Origin of the sequence: Patulibacter sp. (assembly GCF_030655195.1) — a bacterium.
Classification (GTDB): domain Bacteria; phylum Actinomycetota; class Thermoleophilia; order Solirubrobacterales; family Solirubrobacteraceae; genus Patulibacter.
Genome location: NZ_JAURWA010000151.1, coordinates 12,848 through 30,175 on the forward strand (window position 1 = coordinate 12,848; position 17,328 = coordinate 30,175).

Annotated in this window: 19 protein-coding genes and 1 tRNA gene; 14 read left to right on the forward strand and 6 right to left on the reverse strand. The window is 73.4% G+C overall.

Annotated features, from left to right (window positions below; all coding sequences use genetic code 11):
- Nucleotides 1-98: 98 nt before the first annotated feature.
- Nucleotides 99-1,541: a chromosomal replication initiator protein DnaA gene (gene dnaA, locus Q7T67_RS17065; protein WP_304792450.1), complete on the reverse strand. Its 1,443-nt coding sequence runs from the start codon at nucleotides 1,539-1,541 to the stop codon at nucleotides 99-101.
- Between the two features lie 329 nt (nucleotides 1,542-1,870).
- Here dnaA and rpmH point away from each other — a divergent pair, with 329 nt between their 5' ends.
- From rpmH to Q7T67_RS17095, 6 genes are all read left to right on the forward strand, one after another.
- The gene (rpmH, locus tag Q7T67_RS17070) at nucleotides 1,871-2,011 is read left to right on the forward strand and encodes a 50S ribosomal protein L34 (RefSeq protein ID WP_304792453.1); all 141 of its coding nucleotides are present in this window, start codon (nucleotides 1,871-1,873) and stop codon (nucleotides 2,009-2,011) included.
- A 4-nt stretch (nucleotides 2,012-2,015) separates the two neighbouring features.
- Nucleotides 2,016-2,420: a ribonuclease P protein component gene (gene rnpA / locus Q7T67_RS17075; RefSeq protein ID WP_304792456.1), complete on the forward strand. Its 405-nt coding sequence runs from the start codon at nucleotides 2,016-2,018 to the stop codon at nucleotides 2,418-2,420.
- On the forward strand, nucleotides 2,420-2,680 hold the full coding sequence (gene yidD, locus Q7T67_RS17080; protein WP_304792459.1) for a membrane protein insertion efficiency factor YidD: 261 nt from the start codon (nucleotides 2,420-2,422) through the stop codon (nucleotides 2,678-2,680). Before rnpA ends, yidD begins: the two co-directional genes overlap by 1 nt.
- Nucleotides 2,681-2,697: 17 nt before the next feature.
- On the forward strand, nucleotides 2,698-3,666 hold the full coding sequence (locus Q7T67_RS17085; RefSeq protein WP_304792462.1) for a YidC/Oxa1 family membrane protein insertase: 969 nt from the start codon (nucleotides 2,698-2,700) through the stop codon (nucleotides 3,664-3,666).
- A 3-nt stretch (nucleotides 3,667-3,669) separates the two neighbouring features.
- Entirely contained in the window at nucleotides 3,670-4,149 is a 480-nt protein-coding gene (locus tag Q7T67_RS17090; RefSeq protein WP_304792465.1) for a R3H domain-containing nucleic acid-binding protein, read from the forward strand.
- 82 nt (nucleotides 4,150-4,231) lie between these two features.
- Nucleotides 4,232-4,951: a 16S rRNA (guanine(527)-N(7))-methyltransferase RsmG gene (locus Q7T67_RS17095; RefSeq protein ID WP_304792467.1), complete on the forward strand. Its 720-nt coding sequence runs from the start codon at nucleotides 4,232-4,234 to the stop codon at nucleotides 4,949-4,951.
- A gap of 15 nt (nucleotides 4,952-4,966) precedes the next feature.
- Here Q7T67_RS17095 and Q7T67_RS17100 read toward each other — a convergent pair whose 3' ends face one another.
- Entirely contained in the window at nucleotides 4,967-5,437 is a 471-nt protein-coding gene (locus tag Q7T67_RS17100; protein WP_304792469.1) for a VOC family protein, read from the reverse strand.
- A 617-nt stretch (nucleotides 5,438-6,054) separates the two neighbouring features.
- On the opposite strand from Q7T67_RS17100, the gene Q7T67_RS17105 reads away from it, so the two are divergent.
- The 4 genes from Q7T67_RS17105 (at nucleotide 6,055) to Q7T67_RS17120 (ending at nucleotide 8,556) form a co-directional block, all read left to right on the forward strand.
- Nucleotides 6,055-6,813 carry a ParA family protein gene (locus Q7T67_RS17105; protein ID WP_304792472.1) on the forward strand — a complete coding sequence of 253 codons (759 nt, stop codon included), beginning with the start codon at nucleotides 6,055-6,057 and terminating at the stop codon, nucleotides 6,811-6,813.
- Nucleotides 6,806-7,684 carry a ParB/RepB/Spo0J family partition protein gene (locus tag Q7T67_RS17110; RefSeq protein WP_304792475.1) on the forward strand — a complete coding sequence of 293 codons (879 nt, stop codon included), beginning with the start codon at nucleotides 6,806-6,808 and terminating at the stop codon, nucleotides 7,682-7,684. Before Q7T67_RS17105 ends, Q7T67_RS17110 begins: the two co-directional genes overlap by 8 nt.
- A 99-nt stretch (nucleotides 7,685-7,783) precedes the next feature.
- A tRNA-Ile gene (locus Q7T67_RS17115) sits at nucleotides 7,784-7,857 on the forward strand.
- A 210-nt stretch (nucleotides 7,858-8,067) separates the two neighbouring features.
- Nucleotides 8,068-8,556 carry a bifunctional nuclease family protein gene (locus Q7T67_RS17120; protein ID WP_304792478.1) on the forward strand — a complete coding sequence of 163 codons (489 nt, stop codon included), beginning with the start codon at nucleotides 8,068-8,070 and terminating at the stop codon, nucleotides 8,554-8,556.
- Between the two features lie 139 nt (nucleotides 8,557-8,695).
- Here Q7T67_RS17120 and Q7T67_RS17125 read toward each other — a convergent pair whose 3' ends face one another.
- Both Q7T67_RS17125 and Q7T67_RS17130 read right to left on the reverse strand, forming a co-directional pair.
- A complete protein-coding gene (locus Q7T67_RS17125; RefSeq protein WP_304792481.1) occupies nucleotides 8,696-9,634 on the reverse strand; it encodes a D-alanine--D-alanine ligase in 939 nt (312 codons plus the stop codon).
- The gene (locus tag Q7T67_RS17130) at nucleotides 9,634-11,181 is read right to left on the reverse strand and encodes a PLP-dependent aminotransferase family protein (protein ID WP_304792484.1); all 1,548 of its coding nucleotides are present in this window, start codon (nucleotides 11,179-11,181) and stop codon (nucleotides 9,634-9,636) included. The genes Q7T67_RS17125 and Q7T67_RS17130 overlap by 1 nt, the downstream gene beginning before the upstream one ends.
- 27 nt (nucleotides 11,182-11,208) lie before the next feature.
- On the opposite strand from Q7T67_RS17130, the gene Q7T67_RS17135 reads away from it, so the two are divergent.
- From Q7T67_RS17135 to Q7T67_RS17150, 4 genes are all read left to right on the forward strand, one after another.
- Nucleotides 11,209-11,784 carry a DUF4126 family protein gene (locus Q7T67_RS17135; RefSeq protein WP_304792487.1) on the forward strand — a complete coding sequence of 192 codons (576 nt, stop codon included), beginning with the start codon at nucleotides 11,209-11,211 and terminating at the stop codon, nucleotides 11,782-11,784.
- 72 nt (nucleotides 11,785-11,856) lie between these two features.
- Nucleotides 11,857-13,404 carry an alkaline phosphatase family protein gene (locus tag Q7T67_RS17140; RefSeq protein WP_304792569.1) on the forward strand — a complete coding sequence of 516 codons (1,548 nt, stop codon included), beginning with the start codon at nucleotides 11,857-11,859 and terminating at the stop codon, nucleotides 13,402-13,404.
- Nucleotides 13,401-13,859, forward strand: a complete 459-nt coding sequence (locus Q7T67_RS17145) for a GtrA family protein (RefSeq protein ID WP_304792490.1) — start codon at nucleotides 13,401-13,403, stop codon at nucleotides 13,857-13,859. Before Q7T67_RS17140 ends, Q7T67_RS17145 begins: the two co-directional genes overlap by 4 nt.
- Nucleotides 13,856-15,814, forward strand: a complete 1,959-nt coding sequence (locus tag Q7T67_RS17150) for a hypothetical protein (protein WP_304792493.1) — start codon at nucleotides 13,856-13,858, stop codon at nucleotides 15,812-15,814. Before Q7T67_RS17145 ends, Q7T67_RS17150 begins: the two co-directional genes overlap by 4 nt.
- A gap of 13 nt (nucleotides 15,815-15,827) precedes the next feature.
- Here Q7T67_RS17150 and Q7T67_RS17155 read toward each other — a convergent pair whose 3' ends face one another.
- The gene (locus tag Q7T67_RS17155) at nucleotides 15,828-16,625 is read right to left on the reverse strand and encodes a TIGR00282 family metallophosphoesterase (protein ID WP_304792495.1); all 798 of its coding nucleotides are present in this window, start codon (nucleotides 16,623-16,625) and stop codon (nucleotides 15,828-15,830) included.
- Between the two features lie 37 nt (nucleotides 16,626-16,662).
- Nucleotides 16,663-17,217, reverse strand: a complete 555-nt coding sequence (locus Q7T67_RS17160) for a hypothetical protein (RefSeq protein WP_304792499.1) — start codon at nucleotides 17,215-17,217, stop codon at nucleotides 16,663-16,665.
- Nucleotides 17,218-17,328: the final 111 nt, after the last annotated feature.

Genomic DNA, 17,328 nt, shown 5'->3' on the forward strand with positions numbered 1-17,328 from the left:
CTGTGCGTCCTGTGCGTCCGACGGTCGGTCGACCCGCATCGCCCGTGGTCGACGGGAGACGGAGGACGGCCACCACGCACAGGGCGCTGTGCAGTCTGTCACCCATGCCGGTCGGCCTGTGGACCGTCCGCGGCCGGGCCCTCGCCGGCGCGCACGTCGAGCAACAGGGAACGCACACGCGTGAGGTCCACCTGTGCGCTCGGATCGCGGTCGATCCGCTCCTTGACGCTGCGGCAGGCCGTCATCACGGTGGTGTGGTTGCGGCCCCCGAAGTCGCGACCGAGGGACGGATACGACGCACCCGTCTCCTCGCGCGCGAGGTACATGGCGAGCTTGCGGGCCCACGACAGGCGACGGTCGTTGCGCTTCGACAGCAGGTCGTCCTGCGAGACGTCGAAGGTCTCGGCGATCGCCGCCAGCACGTGCGGGACGGTGACGGGCGCGAGGACCGGGTCGTCGGTCCGCTGGCCGGGGGTGCGCGGGCGACCGGGGTACAGCGACCCGAGGACCTCACGGGCCAGGCTCGCCGTGAGCGGCCGGTCCGTCAGGGACGCGTAGGCGACGACCCGGACGAGCGCGGCCTCCACGGCCCGCACGCTCGTCGAGACGTGGCGGGCGATCTCCTCGAGCGCGCCGGGGTCGGCCAGCTCGATGGCCTGTCCCGTGATCCGCTTGCGCAGCACCATCAGGCGCGTCGCGACGTCGGGCGGTTCCACCTCGGCGGCCAGGCCGGACGCGAAGCGGTCGCGGAGGCGCTGCTCGAGGTCGCCCATCTCGGGCGGCACGCGGTCGGCCGTGAGGACGAGCTGGGCGCCGGCCTCCTGCAGGGCGTTGAAGGTGTGGAAGAACTCCTCCTCCGTCTTCTTCTTGCCCATGAGGAACTGCACGTCGTCGACGAGCAGCAGGTCGAGCTCGCGGTAGCGCTCCTTGAAGGCGGCGATGCCCTTCGTGCGCAGGGCGCCCGTGAACTCGGTGGTGAAGGTCTCGGCCGTGCAGTACCGGACCCGCATGCCCTCGTGGTGTTGCCGGGCGTACTGCCCGATGGCGTGGAGGAGGTGCGTCTTGCCCGTGCCCGGGGGGCCGTGGAGGAACAGCGGGTTGTACGTGATGCCCGGGTTCTCGGCGACCGTCAGCGCGGCGGCGTGGGCGAAGCGGTTGGACGGACCGAGGACGAACTCCTCGAAGCGGAACCGCGGGGTGAAGGGCCGCTCGGCCGGCGGCGGCTCGGCCGGCGCCTGGTCCCCGGCGGCGGACCAGCCGCCGGTCCGTCCCGGCGCCGTGGGGCGCGGAGCCTCGTCCGGCGCCAGCACCACCTGGAGCGGCCGCCGCATGACGCGCGTGGCGCTCGCGCTCAGGAGGGGCGTCAGGCGGGCCTCGATCCACGTGCGCGCGTGGGAGGGCGCCTGGACCCAGAGCTGGTGCCCGTCGGTGGAGACGGGGCGCAGGACGGCGAGCCAGCTGTCCCAGGCACCGTCGCCGATCTGTCTGCGAGCGTCCTCGATGATGGCCGCCCAGGCGCGGTCGAGGTCGGAGTGGGTCACGGCAGCAGGAGGTGGCCGCTCGAGGAGCGACGGAGGATCCGGTGTGGGGCCGCGGACGGGCCCCGAGGAGGCCGTCACCATGGGTGACGGCGAGCCGCGAATATACCAGCGGCCCGCCGCCACGACGGCTCGATCGGGCCCGTCCCGACCGGACTTCCCGGAAAGAGCGCGAAAGCGTCGCGGAGGGTGCCGGGACGTCCGTCCGAGGGGTGCTCTATGCCGCTGCGCCCGTCCGCCGTCCGATCGCTAGACTGCCCGTTCCGTGCCCGCGCCGGGCAGGCCGTCGTGCCTGCCGTCGGAACGCGAGCCCCCCGACCCGAGCTCTTGAGATGAAGCGCACCTACCAGCCGAAGAAGCGCAAGCGCGCCCGCACCCACGGCTTCCGCGAGCGGATGTCCACGAAGGCCGGCCGCGAGGTCCTGAAGCGCCGCCGCGCCAAGGGCCGCAAGAAGCTCACCGTCTCCGTCTGAGTCCATGCCTGATCCCCGTCCGGCCGCTCCGCGGTCGAAGCGGGGTCGGCTGACCCGCAGCGCCGACTTCGAGCGCGTCTTCCGCAAGGGGCGCTCGTTCGGCAACCGCCACCTGGTGCTGCACCTGTTCCCGCGCGACGACGCCGACGAGGCCCGCGATCCGCGCGTCGGCCTCAGCGTCTCCCGCCGCGTCGGGGGCGCCGTCGAGCGCAACCTCGTCAAGCGTCTCCTGCGCGAGGCGGTCAACGAGCACGTCGACCGCCTGACGGCCGTGGACCTCGTCCTCGTGGCCCGTCCGGACGCGCTGGCCGTCGCCGAGCGCGACGGCCTGACCGGCATCGCGGACGCGCTCCGCGAGCTCGTCGACAAGGCCGTGCCCGCGATCCCCGCACCGGACGCGCCGGCCTGATGCCGATCCTCCGGTCCATCGTGATCGCGCCGATCCGGGCGTACCAGCGCGTCATCTCCCCGGCCCTGCCGCGCTCGTGCAAGTACGAGCCGACGTGCAGCCACTACGCCGTCGAGGCCGTCCGCACCGAGGGGGTCCTGCGCGGGCTCGTCCTCGGGACGTGGCGGATCCTCAGGTGCAACCCCTGGAGCCACGGCGGATACGATCCCGTGTCGGCCCAGCGGCTGTTCCGCTCCCGCCGTTCCTCATCGCCGTCCTGAACGACTGAACGAGTTCCATGCCCGCAGCCGTCATCGCCCCGATCCAGTGGCTCATCAACCTGTTCCTGCCGATCCTGGAGTTCTTCCACGATTCGATCGGACTCGGTTGGGGCCTCTCGATCATCGTCCTCACGATCCTGCTGCGCCTGTGCGTGCTGCCGCTGGGCATCAAGTCGTTCAAGTCGATGCGGGGTCTGCAGGCGATCACGCCGCAGATGAAGGCCCTGCAGGCGAAGTACAAGGACGACAAGCCGCGTCTCCAGCAGGAGACGATGAAGCTCTACTCCGAGCACAAGGTCAACCCGTTCGGGTCCTGTCTGCCGCTCCTGGTGCAGATCCCGTTCCTGATCTCGTTCTACTACATGCTCCGCACGGATCTGAAGTTCGAGATCTGTGGCGGTGGACGTGACCTGAACCTGCCCCACGACGTCGGCTGTCACGTCGTCCCGAACCCGTCGTCGAACTTCACGTACAACCCCGACACCTTCGATCAGGTCCGCAACGCCGCGGCCCGGGTCGGCGGCTTCGGCGAGGGCTTCATCGGCATCACGGACATCACGGCCGTCGCCACGGGCAGCCTGCTGATCCTCCTGCTGGTCCTCTACGTCGGCTCGCAGATGGCGTCGTCGATCGTGAACATGCCGCCCACGGCGGACAAGAACCAGAAGCGCCTGATGCTCGCGCTGCCGCTGGTCTTCGTCTTCTTCCTGATCCCGATCAAGCCGCCGTCCGGCCTGTTCATCTACTGGATCACGACGAACGTCTTCACGCTCGTGCAGCAGTGGGGCCTGATCCAGGTCTACGGCCACGTCAAGCCGGCCAAGGTCGAGGACGACGAGGACCTCGAGGTCACGCCCGGCGGTGCCGCGGCGGTCAAGACGAAGGCCAAGGCCGGTGGGTCGGGCGGGTCGGCCGGCTCCGGCGGCGTGAAGCCGCCCCCGCCGCCGCGTAAGCGCAAGAAGAAGCGCTCCGGCCGGAGGCGCTAGGCCATGGCCGCGCAGGACGAGATCGGCGGCCGCATCGCCGCCGAGGTCGGCACGATGGTCGGCCGCGTCGCGGTCGCCATCGAGGCCGGCGACGAGGTCGAGGTGACCCGCGAGGGCACCCGCATCACGGCCACCCTGCACGGCGACTCGGTCGCACCGTTCATCGGCCGGCACGGTCACGTGATCGACGCGGTCCAGCACCTGGCCACGCGCATCGCGGCGAAGCACGCGCCCGGTGGCGACTGGGTCGTCACGGTCGACGCCGGGGACTACCGGACCCGCCGCGAGGCCATCCTCGAGCGCATCGCCGACGAGGCCGCCGACCGCGCCCTGCGGACGGACGAGCCCGTCGCCCTGGATCCGATGACGGCCAGCGAACGGCGCTTCGTGCACGAGCGGCTCCGGGACCGCGGCGACGTCGGCACCCACAGCGAGGGCGACGAGCCCGAGCGCCACCTCGTCGTCTCGCGCCCGAAGGCGTGAGCCCCGTCGTGTCTCGCGGCCCGGTCGCGTCCCGGGCGGCGATCCGGCCCGCGTCGTCGTCCGTGTGCCGGGGAGCATCGGCGTGACCGTCAGGCGCTTCTCCGACCGCGTCGAGGGCCGCCTGGAGGCCCTGGCCGCCGAGCACGACCTGCCGGCCGTCGCGGTCGATCAGCTGCGGGTCCTGCTCGACGTCTACGAGACGGACGAGCACGCCGCGACCACCGTCACCGACCCCGAGGATGCGGTCGACCGACACGTCGCCGACGGTCTCTCGGGGCTCGTCGTGCCGTCGCTGTCCCGCGCGACCCGCATCGTGGACATCGGCACCGGCGCGGGCGTGCCCGCGCTCGTCCTCGCCGCGGCCCGCCCCGACACCGAGGTGGTCGCGCTCGACACCGTCGGTCGCAAGGTCGCCTGGACCGTCTCCTGCGGCGAGCGCATGGGCCTGTCCAACGTCCGGGGCGTGCACGCCCGCGCCGAGACGTGGTGGGAGGGACAGGGCTGGGCCGAGGTCGTGACCGCCCGGGCCGTCGCGCAGCTCGGGGTGCTCCTCGAGTACGCCTGCCCGCTGCTCGCGCCGGGTGGTCGGCTCGTGGCCTGGAAGGGCTCGATCGAGGGCGACGAGGAGACCGTCGCCCGGGCCGCCGCGAAGCGACTGCGCATGTCCCCGCCGGAGCAGGTCGAGGTCACCCCGTGGCCCGAGGCGGAGAACCGTCGCCTCGTCGTCCACATCAAGAGCGGCCCGACCCCCAAGGGCTTCCCGCGGCAGGCCGGCGAGGCCCGCCGCAAGCCGCTCGGCTGAGCCGGGAGCGCTCCGTCAGGCCCCCGTCGCCGGCGCCAGCTCCTCGACGAACATCACGATGATCCCCTCGGGGCCCCGCACGTAACACATGCGGTACAGGCTCTCGTGGTCGACGACCTCGCCGAGCAGCTCGTGTCCGGCCTCCCGGACCGTCGCCACGGTCGCCCGGACGTCGTCCACCGTGAACGCCAGGCGGCGGATGCCGTGGGTGTTCGGCGGTGCGTCCCGATCGGGATCGCGCATCTCCGGTGCGAGGAAGCGCATCAGCTCGAGGCGCCCGTGACCGTCGGGTGTCTGCAGCATGGCGATCTCCGACCGCGCCCCGTCGATCCCGACCACCCGGTCCACCCAGGCCCCCTCGACGATCGCGGCGCTGCCGCCGGGTCCCTCCCCCAGGCGCTCGAGACCCAGGCCGACGAAGAAGGCGGTGGCCGCCTCCAGGTCGTCGACGACGATCCCGACGTTCTCCAGCCCGCGGATGCCCATGGGTCGACGGTACCCGTGAGGGGCCGTGTCGTCTCGCGAGGATCCCTGCCGACGGACCCGTCGGTTCCAGGACGACGGCCGGCTGGGCGCCGATGCCGTCGACCGGGAGCTCCGGTCGGGCTGGCGCCCGAGGGCCGGGGCTCGCGAGCTCCCGGGCCGGCCTCGCGGCCGAGGATCGTCGATCGCGAGCTCCGGGCCGCCCTTGCGCCCACGCGCCGTCGGTCGCCGTGCGCGCGCGGTCGACGTGGCCGGCGACGGCAGCCAGACACCGGTCCCGCCCCGCCGCCCGCCCCTCGGGTCCCGCGAGGGTGATCCGGGGCCGACCCGATCAGACCCTCCCCGGGTGGCCGTGCGGACCCGATCGTGATCCCGAGCCACGCTCCTCCGTTTCACGTGAAACGGCCGTTGGCGTCCGATGGTGCGCCGTGAGGGACCCGTGCACATGGTCGGCGCGTCTCCGCGGCGGGGCATCGGGTGTGGACGACGGCTGGCCGTTGACACCCCTCATGCAGGCCCACGTGGGTGTTTCACGTGAAACGGACGTGATCTGTCCCGCAGCACCGCATCCCGATCCCCGACCCTCGTCCGGAGGGGTCGCCCGGTACCCTCGGTGGCCCTTGGGAACGATCTACGCCATCGCGAATCAGAAGGGCGGCGTGGGCAAGACGACGACCGCCGTCAACCTCGCCGCCTGCATCGCCGAGGCGGGGTACCGCACCCTCCTCATCGACATCGACGCGCAGGCCAACGCCACCGTCGCCCTCGGGGTGGACAAGCACATCGAGCCGAGCGTCTACGACGTCCTGCGCGGCGACGTCTCGGCCGCGGAGGCGGTCGTCGAGACGAGCATCGACGGGCTCTCCCTCCTCCCCGCCAACCCGGATCTGGCGGCGGCGACGGTCGAGCTCGCCCGCGAGGCCGGCAGCGACGGCCGCCTGCGCGACGCGCTGGCGGAGGTGCGGGAGGAGTACCGCTTCGTCCTCCTCGACTGCCCGCCGTCGCTCGGGCCGCTGACGATCAACGCGCTGGTCGCGGCCGACCGGGTCATCGTCCCCGTCCAGGCGGAGTACTTCGCGCTCGAGGGTCTGGCGGGTCTGCTCGACACCCTGGGCCTGATCCAGCGTCGCCTCAACCCGCGTCTGGCGATCGCGGGCATGCTCCTGACGATGCACGACACGCGGACCCGACTGGCCCACGACGTCGAGCGCGAGGTCCGCGAGCACTTCCCCGACCTGGTCTTCGACACCGTGATCCCGCGCAACGTCCGCATCAGCGAAGCACCGAGCTACGGCATCCCGGTGATCCACCACGACCCGCACTCGAACGGCGCGACCGCGTACTTCGACCTGGCGAAGGAGATGGTCGCCCGTGGCTAAGCCCAAGCAGCGCGGGATGGGTCGGGGCCTCGCCGCGATCCTCTCCGCCGACGAGCACGGCGAGTCCGGGGGCGAGCGGCGCGCCGAGCTCCGGACCCTGCCCGTCGAGCTCGTCGTCGCCAATCCGAACCAGCCACGCAGGACCTTCGATCCCGAGGCCCTGCAGGCGCTCGCGGACTCGATCACCGACCGGGGCATGCTCCAGCCGGTCCTGGTGCGCCCGATGCCCGGGGGCCGCTACGAGCTCGTGGCGGGGGAGCGTCGCTGGCGCGCCACGCAGCTCGCCGGCCTCGGGGAGCTGCCGGCCCTCGTCCAGGAGCGCGACGACGCGACGACGCTCCAGGCCGCGCTCGTCGAGAACATGGCCCGGGCGGACCTCAACCCCGTCGAGGAGGCACGTGCGATCTCGGCCCTGGTCGAGGACATGGGCCTGACGCGGGAGGCCGTCGGGCGGATGGTCGGCCGGTCGCGCGTGGCGATCTCGAACCTCCTGCGGATCCTCGACCTGCCGGACGAGACGCTGGACCTGATCGGTGAGGGCCGCCTGACCGAGGGCCACGGGCGGGCGCTGCTCCTGGCCGACGGGCACGACGTCCGCCGGACCCTGGCGCGCAGCGCCGCCGACCAGGGCTGGTCCGTGCGGGTCCTGGAGCAGAAGGCCCGCGCCGAGGGCACCGGAACCCGGGCGAAGCGGACGCGCGAGGTCGCTCCCGCGGACCAGGTCGCCGCGGCCACGGACCTGGGGGACCGCCTGGGCCGTCGCATGGGCCACGACGTCGAGGTCCGGCCGAAGGGTGACGGCTTCTCGATCGAGATCCGGCTCCGCGACGCCGGGGCGGCCCGCCGCCTGATGGAGCGGCTCGACGCCTGACGCCGCCGGGCGGCCCGGATCCCGGGTGAGGGACGGCGATCGGGGTCTGCGGACGGCGAGGCGCGATCATCGCACGTCCGCTAGTCTTCTCCGTCCTCGGGGCGATTAGCTCAGTCGGTTAGAGCGCTTCTCTGATAAGGAAGAGGTCCCTGGTTCGAATCCAGGATCGCCCATGTGAACGGCCCCTCAGGGGCCGTTCGTCGTTCCGGGGTCGCGGTGCAGGCCGTTCGCCGGGCGGCTCGCCGTGGTCGCGACCGTCGCCCCTCTCGCGGCGCGGCCCGTCGCCCACGGCGCCGCGGGACCGGCGGGCCCTCGGCCTATACTCGTGGTGCAGGATGCCGAGTCGGCCTTCTGGCCCCGCACCCTCCCCTCGGAGCAGATCCATGCAGGAGATGACCATCTACGGCGTGAGCTTCGACATGGTCGGCAAGCAGCCGATCGTGCTCCTGAAGTGCGCCGAGTCCAACCGCTTCCTCCCGATCTGGATCGGGCACCCGGAGGCCGCGGCGATCCTCATGCGGCTCCAGGGCGCATCGACGCCCCGGCCGATGACCCACGACCTCATGGTCGACGTCCTCGAGCAGTTCGAGGTCAAGTGCACCAAGGTGGCGGTCACCGAGCTGCGCGACAACACCTTCTACGCGACGATCACCCTCGAGCAGAACGGCAAGGAGGTCGAGGTCGACTCCCGGCCGTCGGACGCCCTGGCCTTCGCGGTGCGCAGCGGCGCGCCGATCTTCGCGGCCGACGAGGTCATCGAGGAGTCGGCGATCGAGTTCGACAAGGGCTCGGAGGAGGCCGACGACGTCGTCGACCGCTTCCGCAGCTTCCTGGACGACGTGTCGCCGGACGACTTCGGCCAGCAGGGCTGAGCCTCGGGCGGGGCGCCGTCGCGAGTCCGCCCTGCCCCACCGGCCCGCCGTCCTGCAGGATCCGTTGCAGATGGCGCGTCCGCGCTCGTCTGCACGTGATCGTGCAGAGCCGCCCTCGAGGATGCGCCGGGCGTCGCCCTCAGGCCGGTCCGGCCGACACCTGCAGCGCCAGGTCGATCAGGCGGGCGACGAGGTCGTCGAACTCGATGCCCGCGGCCTCGGCCGCCACGGGCAGGTAGCTCGTGTGCGTCAGGCCGGGCACCGCGTCGACCTCGAGGACGGTCAGCTCCTCCGTCGCCCGGTCGACGAGCAGGTCCACCCGGGCGAAGCCGCGGCAGCCCAGGGCGTGGAACGCCTTGAGGGCCAGCTCCTCGGCCGCCGCCGCGGTGGCGGGGGAGAGCTCGGCCGGGCACGTGAACGTCGTGCGACCGATCGTGTACCGCGCGGAGTAGCGGTCGACGTCGGTCGGCTCGACCTCGACGATCGGCAGCGTCGCGCCGTCGAGCACCGAGACCGAGAGGTCGCGGCCGTCGACGTGGTGCTCCAGCAGCACGCGGTCGTCGTAGGAGAGGGCCGCCAGCAGGGCACCCGGGGCCTCCTCCGCCTTCGCCACCATGCGCAGGCCGAGCGCCGAGCCCTGGCGGGACGGCTTGACGACGAGCGGATACCCCAGGCGCTCACCCACGCGACCGAGCGCGTCGGCGGCGCCGAGCTGCTTGAACGCGGAGCTCGAGACGCTGACGGCGTCCGGGGTCGCGACGCCGGCCGTCGAGAGCACCCGCTTGGCGACGACCTTGTCCCAGCACTGCTCGCAGGATCCCGGCCCGGAGCCGGTGTAGGGGATCCCCAGGACCTCCAGCAGCTCCTGGACGGTCCCGTCCTCGCCGTCCTCGCCGTGCAGCGCGACGAACGCGACGTCGGGCGCCAGATCGATGAGGTGCGAGACGAGGCCGTGGTCGATGTCGACGTGGTGGACCTCGTGGCCCAGGCGCCGCAGGGACTCCTCGACGCGCTGCCCGGACTGCAGGGAGACCTGCCGCTCGAGCGAGCGCCCGCCCTGGAGCACCGCGACCCGCATCAGGCGGTCCCGCGGCGACGGCCGGCGGTGCGCAGCGGCACGATCGACGAGTCGTCGGTGGTGGTCGAGGTGCGGGCGTCGCCGGAGCCCGACCGGGTCGAGCGGCCGCGAGGACGAGCGGTGCCCGCGATCGAGGCGTAGAGCTCGAGCTGCTCGGCGATGACGGAGCCGATGCGGCTGATGCCCTCGCGGATGTCGTCCTCGCCGACGCCGGAGAAGTTGATCCGCATCGAGTTGCCGCCACGGCCGTCGAGGAACGCACCGCGGCCGGGGACGAAGGCGACGTTGTGCTGCAGCGCCCGGGCCAGCAGGTCCGTCGTGTCCAGGTAGTCCGGGAGGGTGAGCCAGACGAAGAGCCCGCCCTTGGGCCGGGTCCACGTGGTCCCGTCGGGCATGTGGCGCTCCAGCGCCTCGAGCATCACGTCGCGACGGGCCTGGTAGACGGCGGACTGGTGGCGCACGTAGTCCCGCCAGTCGCGCTCCTTGAAGTAGTAGGCGACGAACAGCTGGGACATCGACGACGAGTTCAGGTCCGAGCCGGCCTTGCCGATGACCATCTTCTGCCGGACGGGGGCGGGGGCCACGGCCCAGCCCACCCGGATGCCCGGGGAGAGGATCTTCGACAGCGTGCCGGCGTAGATGACGAAGCGCCCGCCGTCGAGCGAGAGCAGCGTCGGCAGGGGGTCGCCCTCGTACCGCAGCAGCCCGTACGGGTTGTCCTCCAGCACGAGGATCTGCCGCTCCTGCGCGATCTTCACGAGGGCATGGCGCCGCTCCAGGGACATCGTCACGCCACCCGGGTTCTGGAACGTCGGGATCGTGTAGATGAACTTCGGCCGCCGGCCCTCGGCCTCGAGGCGGTCCAGCGTCTCCTCGAGGACGTCGATCCGCATGCCGTCGTCGTCCATCTCGACCTGCACGAGGTCGGCCTCGTAGGCGGAGAACGTGGGGACGGCCCCGGGGTAGGTCGGGGCCTCGGCCACGATCACGTCGCCCGGGTCCACGAGCGTCTTGCAGACGAGGTCGATGACCTGCTGGCCGCCCGTCGTCACGAGGATGTCGTCGGGGTCGACGATCGTGCCCTCGGCCGCCATGACCTCGGCCAGGCACGGGCGGATCTCCGCCATGCCCTCGGTCGGCGCGTACTGCAGCGCCCGGGCGGAGTCGCCGGCGGCCATGTGGGAGAGCACCTTGGCCAGGTCCTCGGCCGGGAACAGCGTGGTGTCCGCCAGGCCCCCGGCGAGCGAGATGACCTCGGGGCGCTCCGTGAGCGCCATCAGGTCCCGCATCGCCGAGCTCTTCATGACCCGGGTGCGCTGGGCGAACAGCCCGGCGTACCGCTCGCGGTCGCCCGGGGGGCGGGTCGAGGCCGCAGCCGGCGGGCCGGAACGGGTATCGGACGTCGAGGCGCCGCTCCCACCGGCGGCGGCACCGTCCGCCGGACCAGCGTCACGGGACCCGGGACCGGCGGCCGCTGCGGCCCCGGCGCGGGATGCGATCCCGTCCGTGCCCCGCGTGGCGGTCGGGTCCTGGTCCTCTACAGTCATGCTCGAAACGGTATCGCCCCCACGCACATGAACTATCTCCTCGACCTCCTCCAGGGCCTCGGCGTCGCCGCCGCGGCCGGCGCCAGCCCCTTCCTCCCGCTCGCGGTGGCCGCGCTCGCCGGTCTCGCGAACCTCGGGGCGGACTACGAGGGCACCTCGTTCTCGTTCGTCGAGTCGCCCGTGCTGCTGGCGCTCGCCGTCGTGCTGGCGGTCGCCGCGCTGATCGCCCGCCGCCGACTCGAGACGCAGACCGCCGAGCGCGTCCTCCTGGGCCTCGGCGTGGTGTTCGGTGCGGTCGTGGCCGCCGCGACGGTCGCGGACCGCAGCGACGTCTGGTGGCCCGCGCTGATCGCCGGCGGCGTCGTGGCGTTCGTGGTCGGCACGGCGGTGCAGGCGCTCCTGCGGCGCACGCGGGCCCGCCTCGAGGACGAGCAGCGCACGCTCCTGTCGATCGGCGGGGCCCTCGGCGCCGCACTGGTCGCCCTGCTGTCGGTCGTGCTCCCCCCGCTGGGTGCCCTGGCCGTCGCGGCCGGGGTCTGGCTGTTCGTCGGCGGACGGCGCCAGGACACCACGAAGCACGCCGGGCTGCGGATCCTCCGCTAGCGCACCGCCGGCACCCGCCCGATCCCGGACCACCGCATCGCGGACCCCGACCAGCGCCCGCCGCGGCGCCTGATCTTCGCGGTCGTCGACGGCTGCGCGCCCGCGCAGCTGCGGCGCGCGATCGACGGTGGCCGCGCCCCGATGCTCGCCCGGGCGGTGGCCGAGGGACGGCTGCACGACTCGGTGGCCGCCTTCCCGTCGGTCACGCCGGTCTGCGCGACCGCGCTGGCCACCGGCGTGCGGCAGGACCGCCACCGGATCCCGTCGATCAACTGGTGGGACCGCTCGCGCGACCGGTACGTCGAGTACGGGTCGAGCTTCCAGGCGTCCCGCCGCCTGGGGATCGCCCGGCAGCTCGCAGACGTCACGTACCACCTGAACGGCCGGCACCTGGCCCCCGAGGTGAGGACGGTCTACGAGGCGCTCGACGACGCGGGCGTGCGCACGGGCGGGACGACGTTCCTCATCACCCGCGGTCGTCACCGCCACCGCCTCGCGCGGGACCGCCCGGCCACCCGCCTGGCCGCGTCGGTCATGCGCTCCCCGCTGATGGGTCCCAAGGAGCTCTTCTTCGCCGACCTCGTCGCGACGCAGGACACGCCGTGCCGTTCGCGCTTCGGCCGGCCGGGGATGCGCGACCAGCACGCCGGGTGCGTCTCGGCGCACCTCGTCGCGCACGACCTCGTCGACTTCCTGCTGCTGTCGTTGCCCGACAACGACACGCACAGCCACGCCAACGGCCCGGACGCCCAGATCGAGTCGATCGAGGCCGCCGACGCCGAGATCGCCCGGGTCGCGGAGGCCGCCGGCGGCGTCGACCGGTTCTTCGCCGAGTGGGCGCTCGTCGTCGCGTCCGACCACTCCCACGCGCTGGTGACCCGACGGACCGACCCGCGCCCGGCGTTCGAGCCGTTCGGCATCACGGGGCCCGGTGCCCGCAGGACGCGCGACCGGATCGCGTACTGCCCGGCCTCCCGCGCGGCCATGGTCTACGTCCTGGACCCGGAGCAGCGCGGCTCCCTCCTCCCGCGGCTCGTCGCCACCGGCCGCGGGATCGAGGGGGTCGAGCTCGTCGTCTGGCGGGACCCCGAGGGCCGGGGCGTGATCTCCTCCGGGGCGGACGCGGCGGAGGCCGGCGAGCTGCGGTTCCGTCCCGCCGCGGCGTCGGGACGGCCCACGGACCCCGCGCCGGACGCCACGGGGGCGGACCCCGGGGAGCGGGTCGTGCGCGACGAACGCGGCGGCACGTGGATCGTCTCGGGGGCCCTCGCGGTCGTCGGGGCGACCGTGGAGGACGACGTCCTGCGCAGCGCGAGCCACCCCGATCCGCTCGGGCGCTGCTGGTCGGCCCTGACCTGCGTGAACTCGGGCGATCTGCTGCTCTCGGCGGGCGAGGGGGCCGAGTTCCCCGACTGGGGCGGCGTCGACCATCTGGGGGGCGGCAGCCACGGGTCGCTGCGCGCCGACGACGCGGTTGGCATCCTGATCCATCACGGACTCGTCGACCAGGACGACCCGCGCGGCCGACCCGAGCTCGCGGAGGACGCCTGGTCCATCGAGGACGCGACCCCGATGATCCTCCGCCACTTCGGAGTCGGGTCGACGCCCGGCAGCCCATGAGCACCTCCGAGTTCGAGCTCCCCGCCCCCGCCGCGCCCCTGCGCGTCCGCCTGGCCCAGGCCGCGCGGAGCCGCTCCGCGTGGACGCAGCTGCTGCGCTTCGCGGTCGTCGGGGCGACGGGTGCGGTCGTCAACCTGCTCGTCTACGCCGTGGCCGCCGGCCCGCTGGGCTGGGACTACCGGCTCGCCGCGCTCCTGGGCTTCGCCGTCGCCGTGACGAACAACTTCGCCCTGAACCGCCTGTGGACGTTCGCGGGCGCCACCGGGCACGCCGGGTTCCAGGCCGCGCGCTTCGTCGCCGTCAGCCTGGCCGGCCTCGGGGTCAACCTGCTCGTCCTGCACGTGCTGGTCGACGGGTTCGGCACGGGCAAGCTCGTCGGGCAGGCGATCGCGATCGGCGCGGCGACGCCGATGAGCTTCGTCGGCAACAAGCTCTGGAGCTTCGCCGAGCGATGAGCCCCCGCGCCCCGGCCGTCCTCGGGGTGCTGGTCGCCGTGATCCTCGCGCTCGCGGGACAGGCGTCCGTCGCCGCTGCGCAGACGACGACGACCGTCACCACGACCGTGACGTCGGGCCAGGCGCCCGCCGCCGGCACCGGCTCCGGACCCCTTCAGCAGGTCACGCGGGCCGGGTCGACCGACCCCAACGGCGTGGAGTACGCGCCGACCGAGACGGAGCCCCCGGCGGGGCACCGGCTCTCGGCCCGCGAGGCGTCGCGGATCGCCCGTCAGGACCCGAAGGGGCAGCGGGTCCGCCGCGAGAACCCGGGCAGCTACTACCGGGTCTTCATGAAGGGCCAGACCCGCTGGCAGATGTCGATCTACGCAAAGGGCAAGCCCCTGACCGAGATCGGCCAGGTGATCGTCGACGACGCTTCGGGGAAGGTCACCGAGTCGTGGGACGTGCCCTACGTCGCGTGGACGATGGCCCGCGGCTACGACGGTGCGTTCGGCCGCTCCATCACGAACCCGTACCTGTGGGGCGTCCTGCTCGTCCTCTTCCTGCTGCCGTTCGTCTCGTTCCGCCCCCTGCGCGGGCCGCCCGTGCCGATCCTGCTGCTCGCGGGGTTCTCCGCGCCGCTGGCGTTCTTCAACAACGCCCGCCTGGACTGGGCGGTGCCGCTGAGCTTCGGGCTGCTGGCGTCGCTCTTCCTCTGGTCGACGGTGCGCGCCCTGCGGCGGCCGCGCTCCGCCCCGCGTCCGCTGCTGCTGCTCGTCCCGACGTCGCTGCTGCTCGTCGTCGGCCTCGGCCTGCTCGTCTTCCGGATCGTGCTGAACGTCGAGGACGGCAACGTCATCGACGTCGGCTACGCGAGCGTCGTCGGGGCGGACAAGATCGGCGGCGGGATGCCGGTCTACACGCCGTTCCCGTCCAACGTCGGTCGCGGCGACACCTACGGGCCGCTCACCTACCTGGCGTACGTGCCGTTCGAGCAGCTCTGGCCGTGGTCGGGGAAGTGGGACGACCTCCCCGCGGCCCACGCCGCCGCGATCGGGCTCGACGCCCTGGCGGCGGCAGTCCTCTTCTTGGTCGGCCGGGCGCAGGAGACCGTCCGCGCCCTCGGCAACCGGCGCGGCACGCTCTACGCCTACCTCTGGCTGGCCTGCCCGTTCACGGCCTACTGCCTGAACTCCAACTCCAACGACGCCCTGCCCGCGATCGCCCTGGGCCTGCTGCTGCTCGTCGGCGCACGCCCGTTCGCCCGTGGGCTGGCGGCCGGGGCCGCCGGGGCCGCGAAGATCGCCCCGTTCGCGATCCTGCCCGTCCTGGCGACGGGGCGACGGGTCCCGCCGACTGTGCCCGTGCACCACGCGCCCCCGGCCTTCTGGCCGACGCGCGGCGAGGACGGGGTCCGCGAGCCGTTCGGGTCGCGCTTGCGCAGGGGCACGGTGTCCGGCCTGCTGGTGCTGCTCGGCGCCGGCCTCCTGGTCCTCGTCGTCTCGTTCATCGCCCTGCGCGGCCTGAACTTCCCGCACCTGCTGGACCGCACCGTCGGCTACCAGGCGGGGCGGCCCGCGCCGTTCATGCCGTGGGGCTTCCCGGACTACGACCTCCCCGGATGGGTGCGCGACGCGGTGCGCTACGTCGCCATCGCCTTCGCGGTGCTCGTCGCCCTGGTCCCGCGGCGCCACGACCTGACCGGCACCGCCGCGCTCGTGATGGCGGTCATCCTGGGCCTGCAGATGGCGACGGAGTACTGGTTCTACCTCTACCTCGTGTGGCTCGTCCCGCTGGTGATCGCCGCCGGGATCGGGGATCGCCCGCTGCGCTGGCCCGGTGCCCCGGCGGGCGGGCACCCGGGCGTGGTGCCGCGGATGCACGGCCCGGTGCCCGAGGAGGACGCGCCGTGGGCGGCCGACGTCCGGCGGCGCGAGGCGGCGCGGACGGGCTCCGGCGACCGGCGGGGCTGAGCCGCCGACGCCCTCAGACCTGGGGCGAGACCTGGATCGGCGTGATCGACGCCGCGCTGCACCGCCGCTCGCCGGCGCGGATCAGGACGGCGCAGAGCCACGGGTCCCGCTCGGAGGGCTCGAAGCGCACCGGCAGCTTCGTCCGCATCGCCTCGATCGCCAGCTCCTTCTTCACGCCGATCACGGAGTCGCGGGGCCCGCACATGCCCACGTCGGTGATGTAGGCGGTGCCCTTGGGCAGGACCCGCGCGTCCGCGGTCGGCACGTGGGTGTGGGTGCCGACGACGGCGGTGACGCGGCCGTCGAACTCCCAGCCCATCGCGACCTTCTCGCTCGTCGCCTCGGCGTGCACGTCGATCAGCACGTGGTCGCAGCCGCGGCGCAGCAGCTTCTCGACCTCGGCCTCGGCCATCGTGAACATGTGGCGGCCGGGGTCGAGGTAGAGGTTGCCCATGACGTTCAGGACGCCGAGCTTCACGCCGCCGGCCTCGACGACGCACGACCCGTGGCCCGGCATCGACGCCAGGTAGTTCGCGGGCCGGACGATCTGGTCGACTTCGTCGAGGTACGTCCACACCTCGCGCTGGCGGAACGCGTGGTTGCCCAGCGTGATCGCGTCGACGCCGATGGAGAACATCTCCTCGGCGATCTTCGACGTGATCCCGACCCCGCCGGCGCTGTTCTCGCCGTTGACGACGACGAACGTCGGGCGGTGCTCCTCGCGGAGGGCGGGGAGAGCGGCGCGGAGGGCGCGACGGCCGATCGAGCCGACGACGTCCGCGACGAACAGGATGGAGGGCGCGTCGGTCATCCGACCACTGTCGCACCGGGCGCGCCCGGGCGCCCGGTCAGCCGCGCGGCGGCGGTCGGAGGGGGAGGTCGAGGTCGACGTCCAGCCCGAGGTCGAGGTCGAGATCCGCGGCGTCCGGCCCCTGGCGACGGCGGTTCTCGGGTGGATCCTCGATCCGCTCGCGCAGCCCGACGATCGCCGCGGCGATGCCGGCGCGCTCGTCGTCGTCGGGGTGCCCCCGCAGGTGGCGCTCGGCCTCGGCCAGATGATCGCGGGCCCGCCGGTCGTCACCGAGCCGCCGGAAGCCCTCGCCGAGGTTCAGGTGCAGCGACGGGTAGAACGTCCGCACGCTGACGCCGTCGACCCCGCCCGCCTCGGCGGCGGCGTCCGCGGCGCGGAGGGCGACCAGGTCCCAGTGGACCTGCTCGGCGGGGTCGTCCTGGGCGTCGGCGGTCACGTGGGCGACCCAGACGCGGTGCATCGGGTCCTCGTCCCCGGCGTCGTCCAGCGCGGCCCAGAGGCGGTCGTAGACCTCGCGGGCCCCGGCGCGGTCGCCCTGGAGCAGCAGCCGCTGGCCCTCGAACGCGCGCCGCATGACGGGGTCGCCGTTCATCGTCCGTCCTCCCCGCGCCGCTCCATCGACCGGACGGTAGGCCCCGGTCCGGACGGCGGGGAGCGCCCGCGTCGGCCGTCCCCCTCGCCCGCCAGGCCTGCCCGCCCCGGC